The following is a 20,064-nucleotide window of genomic DNA, read 5'->3' as shown; positions in this document are numbered from 1 at the left end:
GCCGGTTCGCGATCGTCCGGCGCGCAGTCGTGACAATCCCCTCGGCGGATGCCGCGGCGCTTATGCGCGCCGTGGCAGCGTCGCCGTATTCGCGGGATCGCTGAGGCCGTTCGCGGCCCGCGCCGGCGCGTCGCCCGGCAAGTCGGGCAGTGTCAGCGCCGGCAGCGTGATCACGAAGCGCGCGCCGCCGAGCGGCGAATCGTCGAGCCGGACGTTGCCACCATGCACGAGCGCGACGCGCCGCACGATCGCAAGCCCGAGGCCGAATCCACCCGTCTGCCGGTCGCGGCTCGAGTCGAGCCGCTGGAACGGTTCGAACACGCGCGCGCGCTCGACGGCCGGAATGCCGGGGCCGTCGTCGTCGACGCTCAGCACCAGCATGCCGGACGCGTCGCTCGTCGCGGACAGCCGTACCGTGCGCGTCGCATAGCGCGCGCCGTTGCGGATCAGGTTCAGCAACGCACGCGCGACGAGCTTCGGATCGCATACGTAGGTGGCGGGCGCACCGCACGTCGACACGTCGAGCGTGATCCCGCGATCGGCGATGTCGTTCGCGACGTTGCCGGCGACGCTGTCGATCAGCGCATCGACGCCGATCTCCATCGGCGCGAGCTGGCTCGCGCCCTGTTCGAGCCGGCCGATCGTCAGCAGCTCGGTGACGAGCTCGTCGAGTTCGCGTACGTCGTGCCGCAGCGCGTCGCGGCGTTCGCGCATCCGTCCCGTTTCGTCGGGTTCCGCGAGCAGCGCGAGCCCGAATTCGAGCCGCGCGAGCGGCGTCTTCAGTTCGTGCGAGATGCCGTGCATCATTTCGCGCTGCTGCTTGATCGACGCCTCGATGCGCTCGGCCATGTCGTTGAACTGCTGCGACAGTTCGTAGATGTTCGACCGGCCCGACAGCTTCACGCGCGTCGACAGGTTGCCCGCGCCGAACGCGCGAGCGGCCTCCTGCAGCCGGCGCAGGTCGCGCCAGTGATACGAGGTCCACAGTGCGACGGCGAACAGCGCCGCGAGTGCGATCACCAGGTACGCATAGATCTTGATGTCGAGGTCGGCGGGTTCGATCGGGCGTGCATGGAGCACGGACCCGTCGGCGAGCGGCATGTAGTAGTTCTTGCCGTTGTAGCTGATCGCGATCCTGCCGGCGTCGAGGTCGCGCAGCGGCGCACCGCTCAACTGGCTGCGGGCGTCGGCCATCGTCACGAAACCGAATCGCTCGTTGCCGTGCTGCGCGAGTTCACGCAGCGCGAGCGTGCGCTGCGCGCCGGGATGGCGTTCGAGGTAGTCGTTCAGCACGAACGCGTAGGTGGTCAGCGAATCGCGCTGTGCCTGCGCCACACGCTCATAGAAGATTCGGTTGAACGAGTATTGAATCAACATGATCGATGCGGCGCAGCACACGATCACGATGAGATACAGCTTGATCAACGGGCGCAGCATTTACTCGTCCCACGCGGAAGGGCTGAACAGGTAGCCTCGGCCCCAGATCGTCTTGATCCGGTGCGGCTCCGACGAAGCATCCTCGAAGCGGCGGCGCAGCTTCGAGATGCCCGAGTCGACCGAGCGGTCGAGCCCGTCGAACTCGATCCCGCGCAGCTGCTTCAGGATGTCGTCGCGGCTCAGCACCGTGCCGGCCGCACGCGCGAGGATCAGCAGCAGATTGAATTCGGCGGTCTTCAGGTCGACGAGTTCGCCGCGCCACGTGACCGTGCGGTTCGGCGGCGAAATCGTCAGCTCGCCGAACACGAGCGCGTGCGCCGGCGCATCGGCCGGCGATTCCGGTGCGGCGGGCTGCGCGCGCCGCAGCAGCGCACGCGCACGGGCGACCAGCACGCGCGGCTCGATCGGCTTCGTCACGTAGTCGTCGGCGCCGAGTTCGAGGCCGGCGACCTGGTCGTAGACGTCGGCGCGCGCGGTGAGAATCAGCACCGGGACGTTGGTGAATGCGCGAATGCGCCGGCACACTTCCATCCCGTCGAGATTCGGCAGCATCAGATCGAGTATCACCAGCGCGGGCCGGTGTTCGCGCACCGCGGCGACCGCGAGATCGCCGCGTCGCACGACCGTCACCGCGAATTCATAGCCGTCGAGATATTCGCGCACGAGCTGCGCGAGGCGGTCGTCGTCCTCGATCAGCAGCACACGGTATTTGAGCGGATTGTCGTTCATGGTCTTCCCGAAATGCTCGCGTCGTCCGGCACTCCGGCGGGCGGGCGCGCGACGCGGCACTCGAATTCTATCCGCGTTGCCGCGGCCTGAGCCACCGCTAGACAATCGGGAACACTCGAACACAATTGGGCACAGATTCACCGCAGATTCCGGACAGTTCCGCCGCGCGGCCGCACCTAGACTTCGGGCTTCGTCATTCTTATCTCGATATTGTGCGTCCATTCCTCCACTTCTCCCGCTATTGCATGCCGCTTGCCGGCCTGACCCTGGCCGCCGTCGCCCACGCCGAAAACCAGTACGCGATATCGCTCGGCGGCGGCGTCGCGCCGCGCTACCAGGGGAGCAACCAGTATCGCGGCGTCGTTGCGCCGTCGTTTTCGGCGATGTTCGGCAACGGCTTTTTCATCGGCACCAGTGGGGGGGCCGGCTACCGGCTGAACCTGCCGAACGGCGCGTTCGTGTCGGCGGCGGTGGGCTACGACCCGGGCCGTGCGGACGAAAACCGCTTCGATCTGCCGGGCTCGGACCACCTGAAGGGAATGGGCCGCGTTCCGGGCTCGGTGCTGGTCGGCATGCGTGCGGGCGTGAAGTTGCTGGACGGCGGCGAACTGAGCGTCACGGTCGACGCGCCTGTCACGCATACGTCGCGCGGCCTGTCCGGGCACCTCGATCTCGCGGTGCCCGTGTTCAAGGCCGGGCGGCACGAGATCGTCGTGACGGGCAGCGTGCACGCCGGCACGGGACGGTATATGCAGACGTTCTACGGCGTGACCGATGCGCAGTCGATGACGAGCGGATTCCGCCCCTACTCGACGAGCGGCGGCGTCGACAGCGCGACGATGTCGGTCGCTTGGAACTGGGACGTGTCGCGGCACTGGTCGGTGCACGCGACCGGCAGCTTCACGCGGCTGCTGGGGCGCTACGGCGACAGCCCGATCGTGCAGACGCGCAGCAACTATTCCGGAATGACCGGCGTGACGTACAAGTTCTGAGCGCGGCCGACGCCGATGCGCTGCGCGGTTCGATCGCGCACGCGCGGGCGAAGCGGGATTCGGCGTCGCGTCGTCATGGTCAATCGCGTGCGGTAACATGCTCGAGGCTTCGGCATCGCGCCGGACCCGTGACGGTGCCGCTTCGGCAATGCAGGTTGCGCGCGCAACCGGTCACGGATGGAACAGGCCCGGTTGGCCGGAACGTCGCGCGTTCGCCGGCCGGGCATAACGGAGAAATCGATGAAGAAAGCGATCACGATGATGGTTGCGCTCGTTGCGGGCGCAACGTTTGCGGGATGTGCGGACATGAACACGAAGAACGCGAATGGCGGCGGCGCTTCGGCGAACGCCGGGCAGCCGGGCGTGTCGCGCGCATGCAAGGCAGACGCGGGGCCGGACGACGCGCTGATCGGCAAGAGCGAGGCCGAAGCGGCCGCATTGCTCGACGGCTGCCTGTGGCGCGTGCTCGAGCGTGACGGCAAGTCGTTGCCGGGCACGATGGATTATCGGGAAGAGCGTCGCGATCTCGGCATTCGCGACGGAAAGGTGGTGTGGGTGCGGCGCGGGTGATCGACGCGGTCGGCGGGAGGCGCGTTCGCTGCCGGCATCGCTCACACTATCCGCGTGTGATCCGGATGAACCACGGCACGGCGGAACGGCAACCGGCGGACCGCATGAGCGCCATCGAATGGCGGCCGGCCATCAAGCGGCGATCGCCGCGACCAGTGTGCAGCCGGCAGCGCGGGTGCGCTATTTCGAGATGTACCACAGCGCATCCGTGCTGACGCGCGCCGGCTGAGCGGCCGCAGCCGGCGCCTTGGTCGTTGGGGTCGGCGGCGGCGTATTCGACGTCACCGCAGTCGGCCACGTAGCGGCCGTATTCGGCATATTGGCCGTACTCGGTGTATTCGACGCCGTCGCCGTCGCGCCCGACGTCGACGACGTGTTCAGATACCACAGCGCATCGGCCGACGCCGTACGCGGCGCCGGCTTATTCGCAGCCGTTTTCGATGCGGACTGCGCCGAAGTCGAAGCCGCAGCCCCGGGCCGCTGCGTCCCGGCCGCCTGTGCCGTCATCCCGGCCGCGCCACGCTGCGCGCGCGCCTCGAACGGTCCGAGCTGGAAGATCAACGTTTGCGCGGGGCGCGTCAAGACGGCATACGGAAACTGCAGCTCCCACGACATCAGCACGCGGCCCGACGACGTTTCGGTGAAGATCGCCGGCACGTGCTTCATGTCGCTGAACTGCACGTAGATCCGTGCACCGTCGTCGAACACCTGGGTCGGCTTCGCCTGGTCCGCGCCCGTGACCGTCCATCCGAAGTTGTACGTACCGGCCGGACCGGCAGGCCCGCCTTGCGGCGGAGGAGGAGGCGGGGCCGGCGATACCGTGCGCGCTCGCGTGACCTGCGGCGCCGCGACGCTCAGGCTCGCGAACGGGTTGTACGCCTGTTGCTGTTGCGGCGGCGTAAAGGAAGGCGGAAGGATGGGCATGGGAGTATCCGGCGAATCCGGCATGGTCCGGATTGCATCATAGACTTTGCGCGCATACGCGAGGCGCTTGTCGGGCGACGCGGAGTTGTACGCGCCGATCGCGTTCCAGTTGGGGCCGAGCTGGCGGATGTTCTGCGACAGGATCCACGCGCCGACATACGCGTTCGTGCATGCATCGAACAGGCTCTCCCGCGTGATGCCTTCGCGCGCGAGCGTCGGCAGCCACGTGCTGTTGATCTGCATCAGGCCGATGTCGACCGTGCCGTTCGTATTCGTATTGACGGCGTTCGGATTCATCCCCGATTCGACCTGCGCGATGCCGCGCATCAGGGCGACGCTCACGTGCTGGAACGCGGCAGCGTCGTCGAGGCAATCGGCGCGCGCGACGCCGTGCAGTACGCACGACATCGCGATCGTCGAGGCGACCTTCAGCGTTTCGCGGCTGATCGAACGGGTTGTCTGACGCGGCATGGCAGGATGGGGCGGAATCCGGCCGCCCGGTGCAAGGAAATGACGAGAGACGCGAAGTGTGCCATAGCGAGCAGACAAATGGCTCGCGTCAAACTTTCCTTTGCAATTGCCCAGGCGCTCGCCCCGCATTTTTATCGCGTCGGATCATCGGTCGCGATGACGGTGGATCGGTAAAAATGGCCGCCATTTCTGCGAATGCCGGTGCAATGGTGATGCGCTGAATACTGACGTATCGCGTCAGTCATGCCGGGAGAACCGCGCTGAATCAAGCGGAATGGAAATCGCCCGGCAATCGGTGTCCGGGCCGGAAAGGGCGATGAAAAGACGACCGAAAGACGACGGCGGCCGAAGCCGCCGTGCGGGTGCATGCGGTTCCGGCCGGCCGCGCGGCGCGCAACCGGCCGCTTCGCATCAGAAGCGGTGACGCAGGCCGAGGTTGACCATCGTCTGGGAGCTCGTGCCCGCATAGCCGTACGAACCGATCGATGCCTGTGCGGCCATCGAGCCCCCGTTGCCGTCGCCGGTCTGGCCGCTCGCGTGCTGGTAGGCGGCGGTCAGGTAGACGTCGGTGCGCTTCGACAGGTTGTAGTCCGCGCCGGCCGACACCTGGTGATAGGTGGCCGACGTGTCGCCGCCCGAGCGCGTGTAGCTGTAGCCGACGCCGACGAGCAGCGCGTTCGTCGCCTGGTAGTTCACGAAGCCTTGCCCTGTGTTGTAGTGCTCGTTCGAGCCGAACACCGAGCTCGCGTCGCGGCGGTACTGCGCGTTGCTGTAGCCGAGGCCGAACGTGAACGGGCCGGCGACGTACTGGCCGGCGATGCGCGCGATGCCGATCGAGTGCGCGCTTGCATAACCGTTGTTGATCGGGCCGTCGAACGTGCCGTCCGACGAGCTGGTCCAGCCGCTGCGCAGGCCGTTCGACGCGGGGCTGTTGGTCGCGTGGAAGTAGCCGCCCGCGACGCTGAACGGGCCGTTGTTGTACGACACGGCGGCCGAATACGACTGCGCGGAGCCCGTGCTGCCGGCAATGCCGCCGAACGAGTACATCGCCGCGAACTGCAGGCCCGAATAGACGGCCGACGTGTACTTCACCGCGTTGTCGACGCGGAAGCTGTTGTCGTAGTTGTCGACGTCGCCCGGCGTCGCGAATACGCTGCCGAGATAATTGTCGGCGGTGATGCCCTGCACGAGGTCGACGAGCGGATCGTACTGGCGGCCGAACGTGAGCGTGCCGTAGCGGTCGCTCGTCAGGCCGACGAACGCCTGGCGGCCGAACAGGCGGCTGCCCTGGCCCTGCCGGCCGTTGCTCGGGTCGAAGCCGTTCTCGAGCTGGAACAGCGCCTTCAGCCCGCCGCCGAGATCCTCGGTGCCTTTCACGCCCCAGCGGCTGCCGGCCAGGTTGCCCGCGCTGCTGTTGCCGAGCATCCACGCGTTGTCCTTGCCCTGCGCATGGTTCACGTAGGTGATCGACGTGTCGATCACGCCATACAGCGTGACGCTCGACTGCGCATGCGCGACGGGCATTGCCGCGAACGACGCGACGGAAATCAGCGAGAGGGTCGTGCGTTTCATTTCATCTCCTTGCGCATTGGCTTGTGTTCGTGATCCGAATGGCAGGAGACTACAGATCCGGAATAAAACGGTAAAAATGAAATTCTCTTTTGTGGCCTGAGGCAGACAGATACGTACTGCGGAATTCATTATTGAGGGATCTGAATTATTCGGAATCACGTATCAATTGGTTGCAATTTCGAAATTTCGTTACTTCGTTGTGCGGATTTCGTTAATAATTTGCGGCGATTCTCAGGGAGATTGCGGCGATCGGGACATTGTTATTGATCCGTCAATTAATTATTTAATGAATTGAATTGGTTGGGCTGTAACGAATGTGTTAACGCAGCGCCGTTCGTGGTTCGACGCGGCCGTCGACTGGGCGGCCGGGCGGCGCTGATCCGCAACGGCTACGCCGTCGCCGGGCGTGCGACTCAGGCCGCCTGCGACGGCGGGCGCCGCCGCGACGCCTCTTCAATCAACCGGGCCAGCATCTGCGCCGGCTCCGACATCGTCCGCCGTGCGCGATGCACGAGCCCGATGTCGCGGTGGAACGTGTGGTGTCCGAGGTCGATCGCGCGCACGCCGGCCGGCCAGCGGCGATACACGGCGGTCTGCGGCACGATCGCGATGCCGACGCCGTTCTCGACCAGCTTGACGATCGCGTCGAGCTCGTCGAGTTCGCAGGTGTCGCGCACCGCGATGTGCATCTTCCGCAAAAAACGATCGACCTGGCGGCCGCCGAACGACGCGCGGTCGTAGCGCACGAACGGCTCGTTCGCGAGCAGCGCGGCCCAGTCCTTGCCCTTCACGCCGCGCGGCACGATCAGCCGGAACGGCTCCTGCGCGAGCGTCGTCCAGTGCAGGTCGCTCTGCAGCGAAAACGGCGGCCGGATGATCGCGGCCATGTCGATCTCGCCCGCGTCGACGCGGTTGACCAGCTCGATCGACAGCCCCGGTATCACGCGTGTGCGGCACGCGGGATGCCGGCGATGGAAATCGGCCAGCGCGGCCGGCAGCAGCGCGCTCTGCACCGACGCGATCGCGCCGATCGTCACGCGCACGGCGGCCGGCGAGCCGGGCGCGGTCGAGCTCAGGTTCTCGTACAGGCCGATCAGCGCCTGCGCCTGGTCGAGCACGTGATGGCCCATCTCGTTGAGACGGGCCGAGCGGCCTTGCCGGTCGAACAGCGCAAAGCCGAGCTCGGCTTCGAGACGCTGCATCTGCGCGCTGACGGCCGCCTGCGTCAGCCCGATACGGTTGCCCGCAGCCGCAAACGTGCCTTCACGGGCGACGGCGACAAGGGTTTTCAGCTCGCGGATCATTGATCAATTCCGTTTGTGAATCGCAAAACTATATATTGATTTAATTTTTGCCTGGCGTTGTCTACCATGGTGCGATCCTCGCGCCATGCGAGCGTACCTTCACGAGGCAACCATGAGTCTTTCCCCGTTTCACCTGGCGATTCCGGTCTACGACCTGCCGGCCGCGCGCGATTTCTACGGCCGCGTGTTCGGGCTGGAAGAGGGGCGTTCGAGCACGCAGTGGGTCGACTTCGACTTCTACGGGCACCAGCTCGTGATTCACGAGCATCCGAAGACGGCGTCGCAAGAAGGCGCGCATACGAATGCCGTCGACGGTCACGACGTGCCGGTGCCGCATTTCGGGATCGTGCTCGACTGGGCGAGCTGGGAAGCGCTGGCCGAGCGGTTGAAATCGTTCGGCGTGACCTTCGCGATCGAACCGTACGTGCGGTTCAAGGGGCAGGTCGGCGAACAGGCGACGATGTTCCTGTTCGATCCGTGCGGCAATGCGCTCGAGTTCAAGGCGTTCCGCGACATTGGGCAACTGTTCGCGAAGTGACGGATCGGGCGAGTCTGCGCCGATTGAAAATGGGTGCGAGAATGCGGCCTCATGCCGGGCCGCGTGCAGGCGCGCCGGCCTGCGCCGCGCCGCACGGCATCCGTCCGTGCGAGCCGTTCTCCAAGGAACCCGTATGGACAGTCACATCGCTCCGGTGGAGCTGAAGAAAGCCTACCGTCTCCTCAACCACGGCCCGACCGTGCTCGTGTCGGCCCGCCACGACGGCGTCGACAACGTGATGGCCGCCGCGTGGGCGTGCGCGCTGGACTTCCTGCCGCCGAAGCTGACGGTCGTGCTCGACAAGTCCGCGAAGACGCGCGAGCTCGTCGAGCGCAGCGGCACGTTCGTGATCCAGGTGCCGACGGCCGCGCAATTGCAGCTCACGCACGCGGTCGGCAGCCACAGTCTTGCCGAGCGGCCGGACAAGCTGCGCGAAGCGGGCGTTACGCTGTTCGACGTCGACGGCCATGACCTGCCGTTCGTCGCCGGCTGCTCGGGCTGGCTCGCGTGCAGGCTGATTCCCGAGCCGCACAACCAGCAGACCTACGACCTGTTCATCGGCGAGGTGATTGGTGCGTGGTCCGACACGCGCGTGTTCCGCGACGGCCACTGGTATTTCGAATCGGCCGACCCGGCGCTGCGCAGCCTGCACTACATCGCGGGCGGCAATTTCTATGCGATCGGCGAGTCGCTGCACGTCGATCCGGACGTGCAATAAGCGTTACGCAGGCTTTCTTTCCCGGTCCGGGCGCGCGGTTCACTCGCGCTTTTTCAATTCCGCCAGCATCGCTTCGGCGAACGCCTGCGCGACGCGCGGCAGCGTGCGCCCGCGTTTCGTGACGAGCGCGATCGGCCGCACGAACGCGGGATCGTCGATCGGCTTCGCGACCAGCTCCGGTTCGGCGCGCACCTCGCGCGCGGTCGCGGGCAGGATCGTCACGCCGAGGCCGCCGCGCACCATCGCGACGGCCGTCATCATGTAGGTCGGCTCGCACGCGATGTCGGGCGTGCAGCCGGCCGCTTCCAGCGCGGCGTCGACGACGCTGCGCACGCTCGTGCCCTGCGCGGTCAGCACGAGCGGCACGCCCGCGACGTCGGCGGTGCTTACGCGGCGCTTGCGCGCGAGCGGATGATCTTTCGGGCACACGACGACGAGCCGGTCGGCGCCCGTGTACAGCACTTCCAGCGATGCATCGAACGCATCGCCGCCCGTCAATCCAAGATCGGCTTCCTCGTTGCGTACGAGCGCGGTGACGAGGCTCGCGACGCCGTCGCGAATCTCGAAGCCCGCGCGCGGCACGTCGCGCCGGAATGACTGGATCAACTCAGGCAGCACGCTGGACGCGAAGGTCGGCAGGCACGCGAGCCGCACCGTGCCGCTCGTGCCTTCGCCGAGCGCGCGCGCATCGCGCAGCACGCGCTCCATGTCGTCGAGCGAGCGCTGCAGCAGCGGCAGCAGCTCGCGCCCGGTCTGCGTGAGCGCGACGCTGCGGCTGTTGCGGTCGAACAGCCGCGCGCCGACGATTTCCTCGAGCCGGCGGATCTGCACGGTCAGCGCCGGCTGCGACAGGTGCAGCCGCGCGGCCGCGCGCGTGAAGTTGCCGGCGTGCGCGACGGTGACGAAGGCGCGGATGTCGCGAAGATTCAGATCCATAACGATTCGTGATTGCTGCGATCAAATCATTTCAATTGTGCTATCGCTGCGCCGACCTTACGCTCGTCTCCAACAAAAGACAAGGTAGGAGACACGGATGCTGCCGTTACTCGGGCTTGGCACGATCGTCGTGCTGCTGGCCGCGATTCTGTCGAAGCGGATGTCGCCGCTCGTCGCGCTGATCGTCGTGCCGATCGCGGCGTCGCTGATCGGCGGTTTCGGGCTGCACACCAGCAAGTTCGTGATCGACGGGCTGAAGGGCCTCGCGCCCGTGGTCGGGATGTTCGTGTTCGCGATCCTGTATTTCGGGACGATCACCGACGCCGGCACGCTCGACCCGATCATCGACCGCATCCTGCGTGCGGTCGGCACGCGGCCCACGCGCATCGTGATGGGCACGACGCTGCTCGCGCTGCTGATCCATCTCGACGGCTCGGGCGCTGTCTGCTTTCTCGTGACGATACCGGCCGTGCTGCCGCTGTACGACCGGCTGAAGATGGATAGGCGCGTGCTGGCCGCGGCCGTGTCGATGGCCGCGGGCATCAACTTCCTGCCGTGGACGGGGCCGATGATCCGCGCGTCGGCGTCGCTGCACCTGCCGGTGTCGGCGCTGTTCAACCCGCTGATCCCGGTTCAGGCGATCGGGCTCGTGTTCGTGTTCGGCGTCGCGTGCTGGCTCGGGCGGCGCGAGGAGAAGCGGCTCGGCCTCACGCGCGACGATGCATCGATCCCGCTGCCGAAGCGCGAACTGACGCCCGACGAGCAGGCGCTGCGCCGGCCGCACCTGTTCTGGTTCAACCTCGTGCTGACGCTCGTCGTGCTGGGCACGATGGTCGTGATGGGCGAGAAGATCCCGCCGGCGATCATGTTCATGGTCGGGCTGTGCATCGCGCTGATGGTGAATTACCCGGACGTCGACATGCAGAGGAAGCGGGTCGACGCGCATGCGCGCGCGGCGCTGATGATGGCCGGCATCCTGCTCGCGGCCGGCGTGTTCACGGGGATCATGCAGGGCAGCGGGATGCTGAAGGCGATGGCGCAGGCGGCGGTCGGCTTCGTGCCGCCGTCGATGGCCGGCCATATTCCGGTGGTGCTCGGCCTTGCGTCGATGCCGCTCAGCATGCTGTTCGATCCCGATTCGTTCTACTTCGGCGTGCTGCCGGTGATCGCGGAGGTGGCCGGCCAGCTCGGCGTGCCGGCCGTGCAGGTCGGGCAGGCCGCGTTGCTCGGCCAGATGACGACCGGGTTCCCGGTCAGCCCGCTGACGCCCGCGACGTTCCTGGTCGTCGGCCTGTGCGGCATCGAGCTGGCCGAGCATCAGAAATTCACGTTCCCGCTGCTGTTCGGCGCCTCGATCGTGATGACGATCGCGTGCGTCGTGCTGGGCATCTTTTGATTTTTCCCGGCGGCGCGCCCGCCGGACGACGGTACGGACATGACAGCAAAGCAACCTGAACGGCGCGTGCGCATCGGCGCGGGCGCCGGCTACTCGGGCGACCGGATCGAGCCCGCGGTCGAGCTGGCCGAACACGGGCAGCTCGACTATCTCGTCTTCGAATGCCTGGCCGAGCGCACGATCGCGATCGCGCAGCAGGCGCGCCGCAAGGATCCGGCGCTCGGCTACGACCCGCTGCTCGACGCGCGCATGCGTGCGGTGCTGCCGGTCGCCGTGCCGAAGGGCGTGCGCATCGTATCGAACATGGGCGCGGCGAACCCGCGCGCAGCGGCAAGACGTACCGCGCAGATCGCGCAATCGCTCGGTATTGCTCAATTGAAAGTCGCGGCTGTCGAAGGCGACGACGTGCTCGACGTCGTGCTGCGCGGTGCATTCCGTTTCGAGGAATCGGGCGACGAAGTCGCCGCGTATCGCGACCGTATCGTGTCCGCGAACGCGTACCTCGGCGCCGCGCCGATCGTCGACGCGCTCGCGGCCGGCGCGGACGTCGTGCTGACCGGGCGCGTCGCCGATGCGTCGCTGTTCGCCGCACCGCTGATCCACGCGTTCGGCTGGCGGATGGACGACTGGGACACGCTCGGGCAGGCGACGGTCGTCGGCCATCTGCTCGAATGCGCGGGGCAGGTGACGGGCGGCTATTTCGCCGATCCCGGCTACAAGGACGTGCCGGATCTCGCTCGCCTCGGGTTCCCGATCGGCGAAGTCGCGGCCGACGGCTCGGTCGTGATCACGAAGGTGGCGCACGCGGGCGGCCGCGTGAGCGCGGCGACCTGCAAGGAACAACTGCTCTACGAGATTCACGACCCGGCGCGGTATCTGCAGCCCGACGTCGTCGCGGATTTCACGCGGGTCGCGGTCGCGGAGGAAGCAACGGACCGTGTGCGCGTGACGGGCGGGCGCGGCACCGCGCGGCCCGATACGCTGAAGGTGTCGGTGGCGTACGTCGACGGCTACATCGGCGAAGGGCAGATCTCGTACGGCGGCCCCGGCGCGCTCGAACGCGCGCGTCTCGCGCTCGACATCGTCCGCGAGCGGCTGGCGCTGACCGGCGTCGCCGCGACCGAGTTGCGCTTCGACCTGATCGGCGTCGATTCGCTGTATGGCGACGCGACGCCGGCCGTGCGCGGCGAGCCGGCCGAGGTGCGCGTGCGGGTGGCCGGCCGTGCGGCGAGTGCCGACGAAGCGGTGCGGATCGGCAACGAAGTCGAGACGCTCTATACGAACGGGCCGGCCGGCGGCGGCGGCGCGTTCAAGTCGACGCGCGAGGTGATCGCGGTGCAGTCGGTGCTGCTGCCGCGCGCGGCGGTGACGCCGTCGTTTTCATTCGTGGAGGCATGATGCAACTGCGTGAACTCGCGCACGCGCGCACCGGCGACAAGGGCAATACGCTGAACGTGTCGGTCATCTGCCGCGATCCGCGTCATTACGACCATCTGCGCACGCATCTGGATGCCGGCAAGGTGAAGGCGTGGCTCGCGGGCATCGTGCACGGCGACGTCGTGCGCTACGAATTGCCGGCGCTGGGTGCGTTCAACTTCGTGCTGCGCGATGCGCTCGGCGGCGGCGTGACGCGCTCGCTCGCGCTCGATGCGCACGGCAAGTCGGTCAGTTCGGCGTTGCTGGCGATCGAGGTGCCCGACCCGGCGTGACGGACGGCGTCGGCGCCGGGGGGGCGGGCACAAGGTCACGGAATCAGCAGCTCGCGGCGCCCGTCCGCGTGTTCGATGCGCTAGCCGGCGATGTGCAGGCGCTGATCCTTTCGATAATCGTAGATTGCGCGCGACGCGGCGAGCTGGTCGAAATCGAGTTCGACCGCGTGACGCGATTCGGTGTTGCCGGCTTCGAAAATCACGTTGCCGAACGGATCGACCGCGAGGCTGCCGCCCGCGAACACGACGTCGTGCGTGCTTTTGCCTGCCCGGTTTCGCTTTTTTTCTCCGGTCCGACCAGTCCGACCTCAAGTTGCGTCTCGCGCGGTCGTTAAGGACGATTGAGTGCCCATTTGACCAATCGAAAACAACGCGGCAACCGGAGATCACCGTCATCATGCTGTCATCGATTCGCGCCCGAATTCTGGCGACCTGCGTCGCCATCGTGGTCACGGCCCTGGCCGTGACAGGCGGCCTTGTTTACTACGTCGTCAAGCAGCACAACGACGCAACCATCGACCAGAACCTGCAGTCCGTCCTGACCGGCCACGCGCTCGCGCTCGACGAATGGGTCGCGAGCCGCGCTCAGCAGACCCAGGCGCTCGCGGACACGCTGGCGCCGGGCGAAGGCGATCCGCTGCCGGCGCTGACGCTGCTCGGCAAATCGGGCGGCTTCCAGGTGCTCACGCTCGGCCTGCCGGACCGCACGGCGTTCTCGAACGTCCCGCTCGCGGCCGGCTACGATCCGACCGCGCGCCCGTGGTTCAAGCAGGCGGTCGAGGCCGGCCGGCTCGTCGTCACGGCGTTGTACCGCGACGCGTCGACCGGCAAGCCCGCCTTCGCGTTCGCCGCACCGATCGTGCGCGGCGGCACGCTGAAGGGCGTGCTCGCGGCGAGCCTCTATATGGAGCGCGCGAGCGCGATCGTGGCATCGATGCACCCGACGCCGTCGAGCTTCGCGTTCCTGGTCGACAAGAGCGGGCGCCTGATCGCGGGCGCGAAGACCGATCTGATCATGAAGCCGGCCGTCGAACTGTCGCCCGAACTGACGCCGGAGCGCCTCGCCGGCCTGCAGGCGGCGACCGAACCGGTGGCGATCGACGTGGACGGCGTGACCAAGCTGCTCCGCGCGCGCCCGATCGCCGGGACGGACTGGTCGCTCGTGATGGCGCTCGACCGGTCGGACGTGACGGCCGGCATGCGGGCCGTCGCGACGACGACGCTCGTTGCGATCCTCGTCGTCGCCTGCGTCGCGGCAGCGCTCGTCGGCGCGCTGACGAACGCGGCGTTCAAGCGCGTGCTGCTCGTGCGCGACGCGCTGACCGACGTCGCGAGCGGGAGCGGCGACCTGACGAAGCGGCTGCCGGCCGACGGCCGCGACGAGGCCGCGCAGATCGCGCACGCTTTCAATATGTTCGCCGAAAAGATCAGTGCGATCCTGCTGCAGATTCGCGGCTTCAGCGAATCCGTGAACGTGGCGAGCGCGGAGATCGCGCAGGGCAACCAGGATCTGTCGAGCCGCACCGAACTTGCGGCATCGAGCCTGCAGGAGACGGCGGCCGCGCTCGAGGAGATCGCCGGCACGGCGCGCAACTCGGCCGATGCGGCCACGCAGGTGAGCCGGCTGGCGGAATCGGCGTCGGGTGTCGCCGTGCGCGGCGGCGAGGTGGTGAGCGAGGTGGTCGCGACGATGGACGAGATCACGAAGGCGTCGGCCGAGATCTCGAACATCATCGGCGTGATCGACGGCATCGCGTTCCAGACCAACATCCTCGCGCTGAATGCGGCCGTCGAGGCGGCGCGCGCGCACGAGCACGGGCGGGGCTTCGCGGTGGTCGCGGGCGAGGTGCGCACGCTCGCGCAACGCAGCGCGGTGGCGGCCAGGGAAATCAAGCAGTTGATCCAGTCGTCCGTCGAGAAGATCGAGGGCGGTTCGGGGCTCGTGCAGACGGCCGGTGCGACGATGGACGAGATCGTCGAGGGCGTGCGCGGCATCACGAGCGTGATCGCGGAAATGACGGTCGCGGCGAACGAGCAGAGCACCGGGCTCGCGCAGGTGAACCAGGCCGTGTCGCAGCTCGATCACTCGACGCAGCAGAATGCGGCGCTCGTCGAGGAATCGGCCGCCGCCGCGGCGCTGTTGCGCGAGCAGGCGGCGCAGCTCGCGCAGACGGTCGGCGAATTCAAGCTCGCGGGTTCGCACCGGGCCGAAACGGTATCGGCGTGATCCGGCCGCGGTCGCCGAAGGCTGCGAGAGGGATGCACGAAGGGGGAGCGGCGGAACGGGCGCCGTGCGTGTACGCTACGGGCTCGCGGGTGCATGCCCGCGCGCGCGGCGCGGGCCGCGCGCATCGACCGGGTCCTGCAATGAAGAACGAAATCGTAACGCCGGCCGGCGCGAATGGCGAGGCCGGGCGTCGTCGCCGGTTCGCGGCCGTCGCTGTGCTCGCCGCGCTGGCGTGCATGGGCGTGACGGTCGCACAGGCTGTTGCTGCCGCGCAGCCGGCATCGTGCGACGAGCAGTTGACGCAACTGATCGTGCCGGCGCTGCGGCAGACCGCGATGGACCGGCGCGCGATCCACGCCAATGTGGATGAGCGCGACGGCAACATCTTGCGCATTCGCTTGTTCGTCACGCCCGACCACCCAGGCACGCCGAACCGCGATGCGACGATCGGCTGGGTGACGCTCGATACGCAAGCGATGCGTGCGCTCGACGTTACGCGCGACCCCGACCGGCCGGACGTGCTCGTGATCGACCGGCGCGCGTTGGCGCGCTTCGTGTCCGCGTGTGCTGCACCGGCCGCACCCCTGCACGGCGCCGTCGATTGCGACGCATTGAATCGCCGTGCGCAAGCGCAGGGCGATTACGTGACGGGCAGCGATGCGGGCCGCGTCGTGACGGGCAAGGGGCGCCTGCCGTTCTTTTCCGCGCCTGATGACGCATGCCGGATCGACGGATTGTTCATCCGTAGAGCATGACCACGTCGATGCGCGAACCGACTACGGCCGTTTCACGTCGGTCGTCTATTTGAATCCGCGCACGAACGGCATTGCCGAAGGGTGGGTGCAAACCGCGCGGCTGAAGCCGGACGGCAACGGCAGCGTGCCGCGGCGACCCTGATCGTGTGCGCCCGCAACCATCCGTTACACGCTTTTCCAATCCGACCGGACCTCGTCATGACTGTCCAGCACCGAAAAAAACGCGGCAAGCCGTTCGCGGCTTCGCCAGCCGCATTTGCCGCACTCACGGTGCTCGCCGCGCTCTCCGCGTCGTCGCCTGTCTCCGCGGCCGATCCGGTTCATCCGGACCGTCAGTTGCAGAAGTTCATTAGCGACAGCTACGGCACGTGGCGCGCGGACCGCAAGGGCTGGCAGTCGGACGCGGGGGATTCGATATATTCGCCGTGCGGCTCGCTGCGCGTTGCGACTGCCGACGGCCCGCGGTATCTGCTCGCGATGTGCGGCGAGACCGAAGCGGCCGTGCAGAACGGAATGCCGGGCATGGACAGCGATGCCACGCCGGGCACGGTCGATCTGTACGTGCTGCGGCCTTCGCCGGACGGCAAGGGGCTCGAAGCGGTGTCGAAGAAGACGGACATCGCGTCCGGCACGCGCGGCGAGCCGGGCACGCCGCGCATCGAGCGGCTCGGGCCGCACCTGTTCGGTTTCGTCATCGGCGACGGCGATTCGCGACAAGGCTATACGCAACGTATCCGCTCGATCTGGCTGCCGTACGGCGATGCGCTGGTGCTTGCGGCGGCGCGCATCAACGAGGCGCTCGACAATGCAGAGTCGAACGAATGCGCGAACGCCCCGGTGCGCTGCGAGGCGCTGCGCTTCGAGATCACGCCGGACCTGACCGGCACCGGCGCCGTCTATCCGTTGATCGTGACCGAAACCGGCACGCGCGGCGATCGCGCGGTCCGGGCGCGCTACGTGGTGAAATTCGACGCGGCGCGTGGCCGCTACGTCGTGCCGAAGGCGGTGCGGGAAGGGTATTGAGTGGTTGCGGCGCGACGCGAAGGCCGCGTCACACCCTCCGCGCATCACACGTACAGGTAACGCACCAGGTGGAAGAACACCGGCGCGGCGAAGCAGATCGAGTCGACGCGATCGAGCATCCCGCCGTGGCCCGCGATCATCGAGCCCCAGTCCTTCGTGCCGAGCGAGCGCTTGACGGCCGACAGCACGAGCCCGCCGACGAAGCCCGCGATCACGATCGCGAGCGAGATCCCGAACGCCGCGCCGAAGCTGAACGGCGTCACGCGATACAGCGACGCGCCGCACAGCGTCGCGAGCAGGCCGCCGCCGACGAAGCCTTCGACCGTCTTCGACGGCGACAGCTGCGGCGCGATCTTGCGGCGCCCGAACAGCTTGCCGACGACGTACTGCAGCACGTCGCTGATCTGCACGACGACCAGGAAGAAGAACAGCAGCAGCGCGTTCTGCCCCGCGTAGCGCGGAATGTCGAGGATCAGCACGGCCGGCGCGTGGCTCAGCCCGTACACGCATACCATCAGCGCCCAGTTGATCTTCGCGTTGCGGCTCAGGAATTCGCGCGTGTCCTGCGTGAGCGCCGACACGAGCGACATCGCGAAGAACAGGTGCACGGGCACGAAGATCGAATACATCCCGTACCAGTTGATCCCGAGCAGCAGGTACTGCACGGGGATCGCGACGAAGAACGCGATGAAGAGCGTCGTGTGGTCGCTCGCGGTGGTCGGCGTGAGCGTGATGAATTCGCGCAGCGTCAGGTACGACAGCAGCGCGAATACGAGATACGTGACGTTGTTGCCGAGGCCGATCGCGATGGCCATGATCGCGATCATCGCCCACCACGCGCGGATGCGCTGGTTCAGGTTGACGATGGTCGAGCTCGTGCCGCCGCTGCGCGCGCCGAGGATCGCACCGATCACGGTGGCGACGACGAGCACGCCCGTGACGCCCGCGACCAGTTCCCAGAAGAGAGTTCGCATGGGGATATCCGGAAAAAGGGAGAGGAGGGCGCCGCGTTCAGCCCGCGGGCCGCTGCGGCGCGAGCGCGACGATCGCGTCGCGCATGCGGGCGAGGAACGTCGGCTTGTCTTCCTGGTCGCCGAGCGCATCGTTCGCGCCGAAGTGCACCTTGCAGATCAGCGGCACGGGCCAGATCGCGCCCTTCGGCATGATGCGCTGCAGGTTCTCGAGGTAGACCGGCGCGAGCGCGACGTTCGGGAACTCGGTCGCGAGATGGAACAGCCCGCTCTTGAACGGCTGCGGCAGCACGTCGGCGCCGCGCGTGCCTTCCGGGAAGATGATGATCGAGTGGCCTTGCCGCAGCGCGTCGCGCACCGGTTCGAGCGGGTCGCCGCCGGATTCGCGGTGACGGTCGATCAGCACCACGTTCAGCAGCTTCTGCGCGATATGGCGCTTCATGTCGCTGCTGTCCCAGTAGTCGCGCGCGGCGACCGGCCGCACGACCGCGCGCACGTCGCGCGGCAGCGCGGCGAGGATCGCGAGCGTGTCGATGTGGCTCGTGTGGTTCGAGAAATAGATTTTCTGCGTCGGGGACGGCGGCGCCTGATGCCAGACCGGATACGCGCCGGCGACGAGCCGCACGATGGACAGCAGGAAGTCGCGCTGCCAGACGTTGACGATGTTCATCGGCGCGGTGCCTCCTGCCTGCATGCCCGGCCTGCCGCGCATGCGCGGCGGGCGGGATCCCGGAGTGCCGGCGCGGCAGGATGCGCGCCGGACGGCCTTTGTTTAAATTTTTTCAAGTTCGTGGCTGCCTGTCGCAGGTCCGCGATAATCGGACGGTTCGCCGTCACGCCACGCTGCGTAGCGGCGAATGTGCCGGTCGGCGGCGTGATGATCGGCCATTGCACGAGCGCCCGTTTGCAGTTCGAATGGATTCTCGCTGCGATCGGGCCAGCGGATTATCGCGAGTTTCCGCCAAAAACGCCAGATTGGCGCCGCGCGGGCGGCCCCGTGGCGTGCTTGACGCATCGGAGCGGCTCGGCGACGATGAGGGCCGTCCATTGAAGGCCGACGAAGGCCGTTTCGCCGCCCGGGGCATGGCGGCGGGAAACGTGTCCGACTGTGCCGCGCGAAAAATACGAATACGAAACGATGAGCCTCTACGCACTCAAACCCAAATTCCAGGACCGTCTGCGCCCGTTCGCGAATTCGCTCGCCGAACGCGGCGTCACCGCCAACCAGGTCACGCTGTTCGCGGCCGGCGGCTCGATCGTCGTCGGCGCGCTCGCCGGGCTCGGCGTATTCGCCCGCGTGCTGTTTCTGCTGATTCCGTTGTGGCTGTTCGCGCGGATGGCGCTCAACGCGATCGACGGCATGCTCGCGCGAGAACACGGGCAGAAGAGCACGCTCGGCGCATACCTGAACGAGCTGGGCGACATCGTGTCCGATGTCGCGCTCGTGCTGCCGTTTCTCGCCATTTCCGCGTTCGCTCCGGCGGACGTCTGGCTGTTCGCGCTGACGGCGGTGATCGTCGAATGCGCAGGGCTGATCGGGCCGCTCGTCGGCGCAACGCGCCGCTACGACGGCCCGTTCGGCAAGAGCGACCGCGCGCTGGCCCTCGGCGCGTTCGCGCTGTGGATCGGCTTCGGCCTGCCGGTCGGCAGCATCGCCGCGTGGCTGTGGCGGCTGCTGATCGTGCTGTCGATCGTGACGGTGGTGCGGCGCGTGCAGGCCGGCATCGCCGAAAAGGGCGGTTGACCGACGAGGCGCCGGAGGGCGGCGCCACATGATTCGAATAACGAAACG

21 protein-coding genes are annotated in these 20,064 nt (G+C 67.4%); 11 read left to right on the top strand and 10 right to left on the bottom strand.

The window, feature by feature from the left end:
* Positions 1-60 precede the first annotated feature (60 nt).
* Both BT264_RS00210 and BT264_RS00205 read right to left on the bottom strand, forming a co-directional pair.
* Positions 61-1,437, bottom strand: coding sequence for an ATP-binding protein (locus tag BT264_RS00210; protein WP_072435809.1), 1,377 nt, complete (start codon positions 1,435-1,437; stop codon positions 61-63).
* Positions 1,438-2,166 (bottom strand): response regulator, encoded by a 729-nt coding sequence (locus BT264_RS00205; RefSeq protein WP_072435807.1) that lies wholly within the window; start codon positions 2,164-2,166, stop codon positions 1,438-1,440. It abuts the gene before it with no gap.
* A 245-nt stretch (positions 2,167-2,411) separates the two neighbouring features.
* On the opposite strand from BT264_RS00205, the gene BT264_RS00200 reads away from it, so the two are divergent.
* Both BT264_RS00200 and BT264_RS00195 read left to right on the top strand, forming a co-directional pair.
* Positions 2,412-3,158 carry a MipA/OmpV family protein gene (locus BT264_RS00200; RefSeq protein ID WP_072435806.1) on the top strand — a complete coding sequence of 249 codons (747 nt, stop codon included), beginning with the start codon at positions 2,412-2,414 and terminating at the stop codon, positions 3,156-3,158.
* Positions 3,159-3,398: 240 nt separating this feature from the next.
* Positions 3,399-3,728 (top strand): hypothetical protein, encoded by a 330-nt coding sequence (locus tag BT264_RS00195; protein ID WP_072435805.1) that lies wholly within the window; start codon positions 3,399-3,401, stop codon positions 3,726-3,728.
* A gap of 180 nt (positions 3,729-3,908) precedes the next feature.
* Here BT264_RS00195 and BT264_RS00190 read toward each other — a convergent pair whose 3' ends face one another.
* The 3 genes from BT264_RS00190 to BT264_RS00180 form a co-directional block, all read right to left on the bottom strand.
* Positions 3,909-5,123, bottom strand: a complete 1,215-nt coding sequence (locus tag BT264_RS00190) for a lytic transglycosylase domain-containing protein (protein ID WP_072435803.1) — start codon at positions 5,121-5,123, stop codon at positions 3,909-3,911.
* A gap of 411 nt (positions 5,124-5,534) precedes the next feature.
* Positions 5,535-6,695 (bottom strand): porin, encoded by a 1,161-nt coding sequence (locus BT264_RS00185; RefSeq protein WP_072435801.1) that lies wholly within the window; start codon positions 6,693-6,695, stop codon positions 5,535-5,537.
* Positions 6,696-7,108: 413 nt separating this feature from the next.
* Positions 7,109-7,999: a LysR family transcriptional regulator gene (locus tag BT264_RS00180; RefSeq protein ID WP_072435800.1), complete on the bottom strand. Its 891-nt coding sequence runs from the start codon at positions 7,997-7,999 to the stop codon at positions 7,109-7,111.
* A gap of 112 nt (positions 8,000-8,111) precedes the next feature.
* Between BT264_RS00180 and BT264_RS00175 the strand changes: the two genes are divergently transcribed.
* Positions 8,112-8,537 carry a VOC family protein gene (locus BT264_RS00175; protein ID WP_034183320.1) on the top strand — a complete coding sequence of 142 codons (426 nt, stop codon included), beginning with the start codon at positions 8,112-8,114 and terminating at the stop codon, positions 8,535-8,537.
* Positions 8,538-8,670: 133 nt separating this feature from the next.
* Positions 8,671-9,255, top strand: a complete 585-nt coding sequence (locus BT264_RS00170; RefSeq protein ID WP_072435799.1) for a flavin reductase family protein — start codon at positions 8,671-8,673, stop codon at positions 9,253-9,255.
* A 39-nt stretch (positions 9,256-9,294) separates the two neighbouring features.
* On the opposite strand, the gene BT264_RS00165 is transcribed toward BT264_RS00170, so the two are convergent.
* On the bottom strand, positions 9,295-10,191 hold the full coding sequence (locus BT264_RS00165) for a LysR family transcriptional regulator (RefSeq protein WP_072435798.1): 897 nt from the start codon (positions 10,189-10,191) through the stop codon (positions 9,295-9,297).
* Between the two features lie 97 nt (positions 10,192-10,288).
* On the opposite strand from BT264_RS00165, the gene BT264_RS00160 reads away from it, so the two are divergent.
* Genes BT264_RS00160 through BT264_RS00150 form a run of 3 tightly spaced genes read left to right on the top strand, consistent with a single transcriptional unit; the run spans position 10,289 to position 13,296 of the window.
* Positions 10,289-11,587 (top strand): CitMHS family transporter, encoded by a 1,299-nt coding sequence (locus BT264_RS00160; protein WP_072435797.1) that lies wholly within the window; start codon positions 10,289-10,291, stop codon positions 11,585-11,587.
* A 39-nt stretch (positions 11,588-11,626) separates the two neighbouring features.
* Entirely contained in the window at positions 11,627-12,985 is a 1,359-nt protein-coding gene (locus BT264_RS00155; protein WP_072435795.1) for an acyclic terpene utilization AtuA family protein, read from the top strand.
* A complete protein-coding gene (locus tag BT264_RS00150; protein ID WP_034183467.1) occupies positions 12,985-13,296 on the top strand; it encodes an AtuA-related protein in 312 nt (103 codons plus the stop codon). Before BT264_RS00155 ends, BT264_RS00150 begins: the two co-directional genes overlap by 1 nt.
* Before the next feature lie 80 nt (positions 13,297-13,376).
* Here BT264_RS00150 and BT264_RS39515 read toward each other — a convergent pair whose 3' ends face one another.
* Entirely contained in the window at positions 13,377-13,541 is a 165-nt protein-coding gene (locus BT264_RS39515) for a hypothetical protein (RefSeq protein ID WP_256260548.1), read from the bottom strand.
* Positions 13,542-13,693: 152 nt separating this feature from the next.
* Between BT264_RS39515 and BT264_RS00140 the strand changes: the two genes are divergently transcribed.
* The 3 genes from BT264_RS00140 to BT264_RS00130 all read left to right on the top strand — a co-directional run bounded on the left by BT264_RS00140 (position 13,694) and on the right by BT264_RS00130 (position 17,301).
* A complete protein-coding gene (locus tag BT264_RS00140) occupies positions 13,694-15,523 on the top strand; it encodes a methyl-accepting chemotaxis protein (RefSeq protein ID WP_072435794.1) in 1,830 nt (609 codons plus the stop codon).
* A gap of 140 nt (positions 15,524-15,663) precedes the next feature.
* Complete coding sequence (locus BT264_RS00135; protein WP_256260547.1) at positions 15,664-16,278, top strand: hypothetical protein; 615 nt, start codon at positions 15,664-15,666, stop codon at positions 16,276-16,278.
* 198 nt (positions 16,279-16,476) lie between these two features.
* Positions 16,477-17,301 (top strand): topoisomerase IV, encoded by an 825-nt coding sequence (locus tag BT264_RS00130; RefSeq protein WP_072435793.1) that lies wholly within the window; start codon positions 16,477-16,479, stop codon positions 17,299-17,301.
* Positions 17,302-17,345: 44 nt separating this feature from the next.
* On the opposite strand, the gene BT264_RS00125 is transcribed toward BT264_RS00130, so the two are convergent.
* The 3 genes from BT264_RS00125 to BT264_RS39760 all read right to left on the bottom strand — a co-directional run bounded on the left by BT264_RS00125 (position 17,346) and on the right by BT264_RS39760 (position 19,287).
* Complete coding sequence (locus BT264_RS00125; RefSeq protein WP_034183328.1) at positions 17,346-18,275, bottom strand: phosphatidate cytidylyltransferase; 930 nt, start codon at positions 18,273-18,275, stop codon at positions 17,346-17,348.
* Between the two features lie 37 nt (positions 18,276-18,312).
* The gene (locus tag BT264_RS00120; protein ID WP_034183469.1) at positions 18,313-18,942 is read right to left on the bottom strand and encodes a lysophospholipid acyltransferase family protein; all 630 of its coding nucleotides are present in this window, start codon (positions 18,940-18,942) and stop codon (positions 18,313-18,315) included.
* Between the two features lie 102 nt (positions 18,943-19,044).
* Positions 19,045-19,287 (bottom strand): hypothetical protein, encoded by a 243-nt coding sequence (locus tag BT264_RS39760; RefSeq protein WP_256260546.1) that lies wholly within the window; start codon positions 19,285-19,287, stop codon positions 19,045-19,047.
* Positions 19,288-19,410: 123 nt separating this feature from the next.
* On the opposite strand from BT264_RS39760, the gene BT264_RS00110 reads away from it, so the two are divergent.
* Positions 19,411-20,016, top strand: coding sequence for a CDP-alcohol phosphatidyltransferase family protein (locus BT264_RS00110; protein ID WP_072436404.1), 606 nt, complete (start codon positions 19,411-19,413; stop codon positions 20,014-20,016).
* Positions 20,017-20,064 lie beyond the last annotated feature (48 nt).

Source organism: Burkholderia sp. NFPP32 (genome assembly GCF_900119325.1).
Lineage (GTDB): Bacteria > Pseudomonadota > Gammaproteobacteria > Burkholderiales > Burkholderiaceae > Burkholderia > Burkholderia pyrrocinia_C.
The sequence above is the reverse complement of the archived record's forward strand: the minus strand, read 5'-3'. Positions and strand labels throughout refer to the sequence as shown.

Bases quoted from the DNA above. Each gene is read 5' to 3' on its own strand.
- BT264_RS00210 (WP_072435809.1), bottom strand. From the start codon at position 1,437: ATGCTGCGCCCGTTGATCAAGCTGTATCTCATCGTGATCGTGTGCTGC.
- BT264_RS00200 (WP_072435806.1), top strand. From the start codon at position 2,412: ATGCCGCTTGCCGGCCTGACCCTGGCCGCCGTCGCCCACGCCGAAAAC.
- BT264_RS00150 (WP_034183467.1), top strand. From the start codon at position 12,985: ATGCAACTGCGTGAACTCGCGCACGCGCGCACCGGCGACAAGGGCAAT.
- BT264_RS00140 (WP_072435794.1), top strand. From the start codon at position 13,694: ATGCTGTCATCGATTCGCGCCCGAATTCTGGCGACCTGCGTCGCCATC.
- BT264_RS00185 (WP_072435801.1), bottom strand. From the start codon at position 6,695: ATGAAACGCACGACCCTCTCGCTGATTTCCGTCGCGTCGTTCGCGGCA.
- BT264_RS00195 (WP_072435805.1), top strand. From the start codon at position 3,399: ATGAAGAAAGCGATCACGATGATGGTTGCGCTCGTTGCGGGCGCAACG.
- BT264_RS00180 (WP_072435800.1), bottom strand. From the start codon at position 7,999: ATGATCCGCGAGCTGAAAACCCTTGTCGCCGTCGCCCGTGAAGGCACG.
- BT264_RS00135 (WP_256260547.1), top strand. From the start codon at position 15,664: ATGAAGAACGAAATCGTAACGCCGGCCGGCGCGAATGGCGAGGCCGGG.
- BT264_RS39760 (WP_256260546.1), bottom strand. From the start codon at position 19,287: ATGCGTCAAGCACGCCACGGGGCCGCCCGCGCGGCGCCAATCTGGCGT.
- BT264_RS00130 (WP_072435793.1), top strand. From the start codon at position 16,477: ATGACTGTCCAGCACCGAAAAAAACGCGGCAAGCCGTTCGCGGCTTCG.
- BT264_RS00160 (WP_072435797.1), top strand. From the start codon at position 10,289: ATGCTGCCGTTACTCGGGCTTGGCACGATCGTCGTGCTGCTGGCCGCG.
- BT264_RS00190 (WP_072435803.1), bottom strand. From the start codon at position 5,123: ATGCCGCGTCAGACAACCCGTTCGATCAGCCGCGAAACGCTGAAGGTC.
- BT264_RS00120 (WP_034183469.1), bottom strand. From the start codon at position 18,942: ATGAACATCGTCAACGTCTGGCAGCGCGACTTCCTGCTGTCCATCGTG.
- BT264_RS00165 (WP_072435798.1), bottom strand. From the start codon at position 10,191: ATGGATCTGAATCTTCGCGACATCCGCGCCTTCGTCACCGTCGCGCAC.
- BT264_RS00125 (WP_034183328.1), bottom strand. From the start codon at position 18,275: ATGCGAACTCTCTTCTGGGAACTGGTCGCGGGCGTCACGGGCGTGCTC.
- BT264_RS00110 (WP_072436404.1), top strand. From the start codon at position 19,411: ATGAGCCTCTACGCACTCAAACCCAAATTCCAGGACCGTCTGCGCCCG.
- BT264_RS00155 (WP_072435795.1), top strand. From the start codon at position 11,627: ATGACAGCAAAGCAACCTGAACGGCGCGTGCGCATCGGCGCGGGCGCC.
- BT264_RS00205 (WP_072435807.1), bottom strand. From the start codon at position 2,166: ATGAACGACAATCCGCTCAAATACCGTGTGCTGCTGATCGAGGACGAC.
- BT264_RS00170 (WP_072435799.1), top strand. From the start codon at position 8,671: ATGGACAGTCACATCGCTCCGGTGGAGCTGAAGAAAGCCTACCGTCTC.
- BT264_RS00175 (WP_034183320.1), top strand. From the start codon at position 8,112: ATGAGTCTTTCCCCGTTTCACCTGGCGATTCCGGTCTACGACCTGCCG.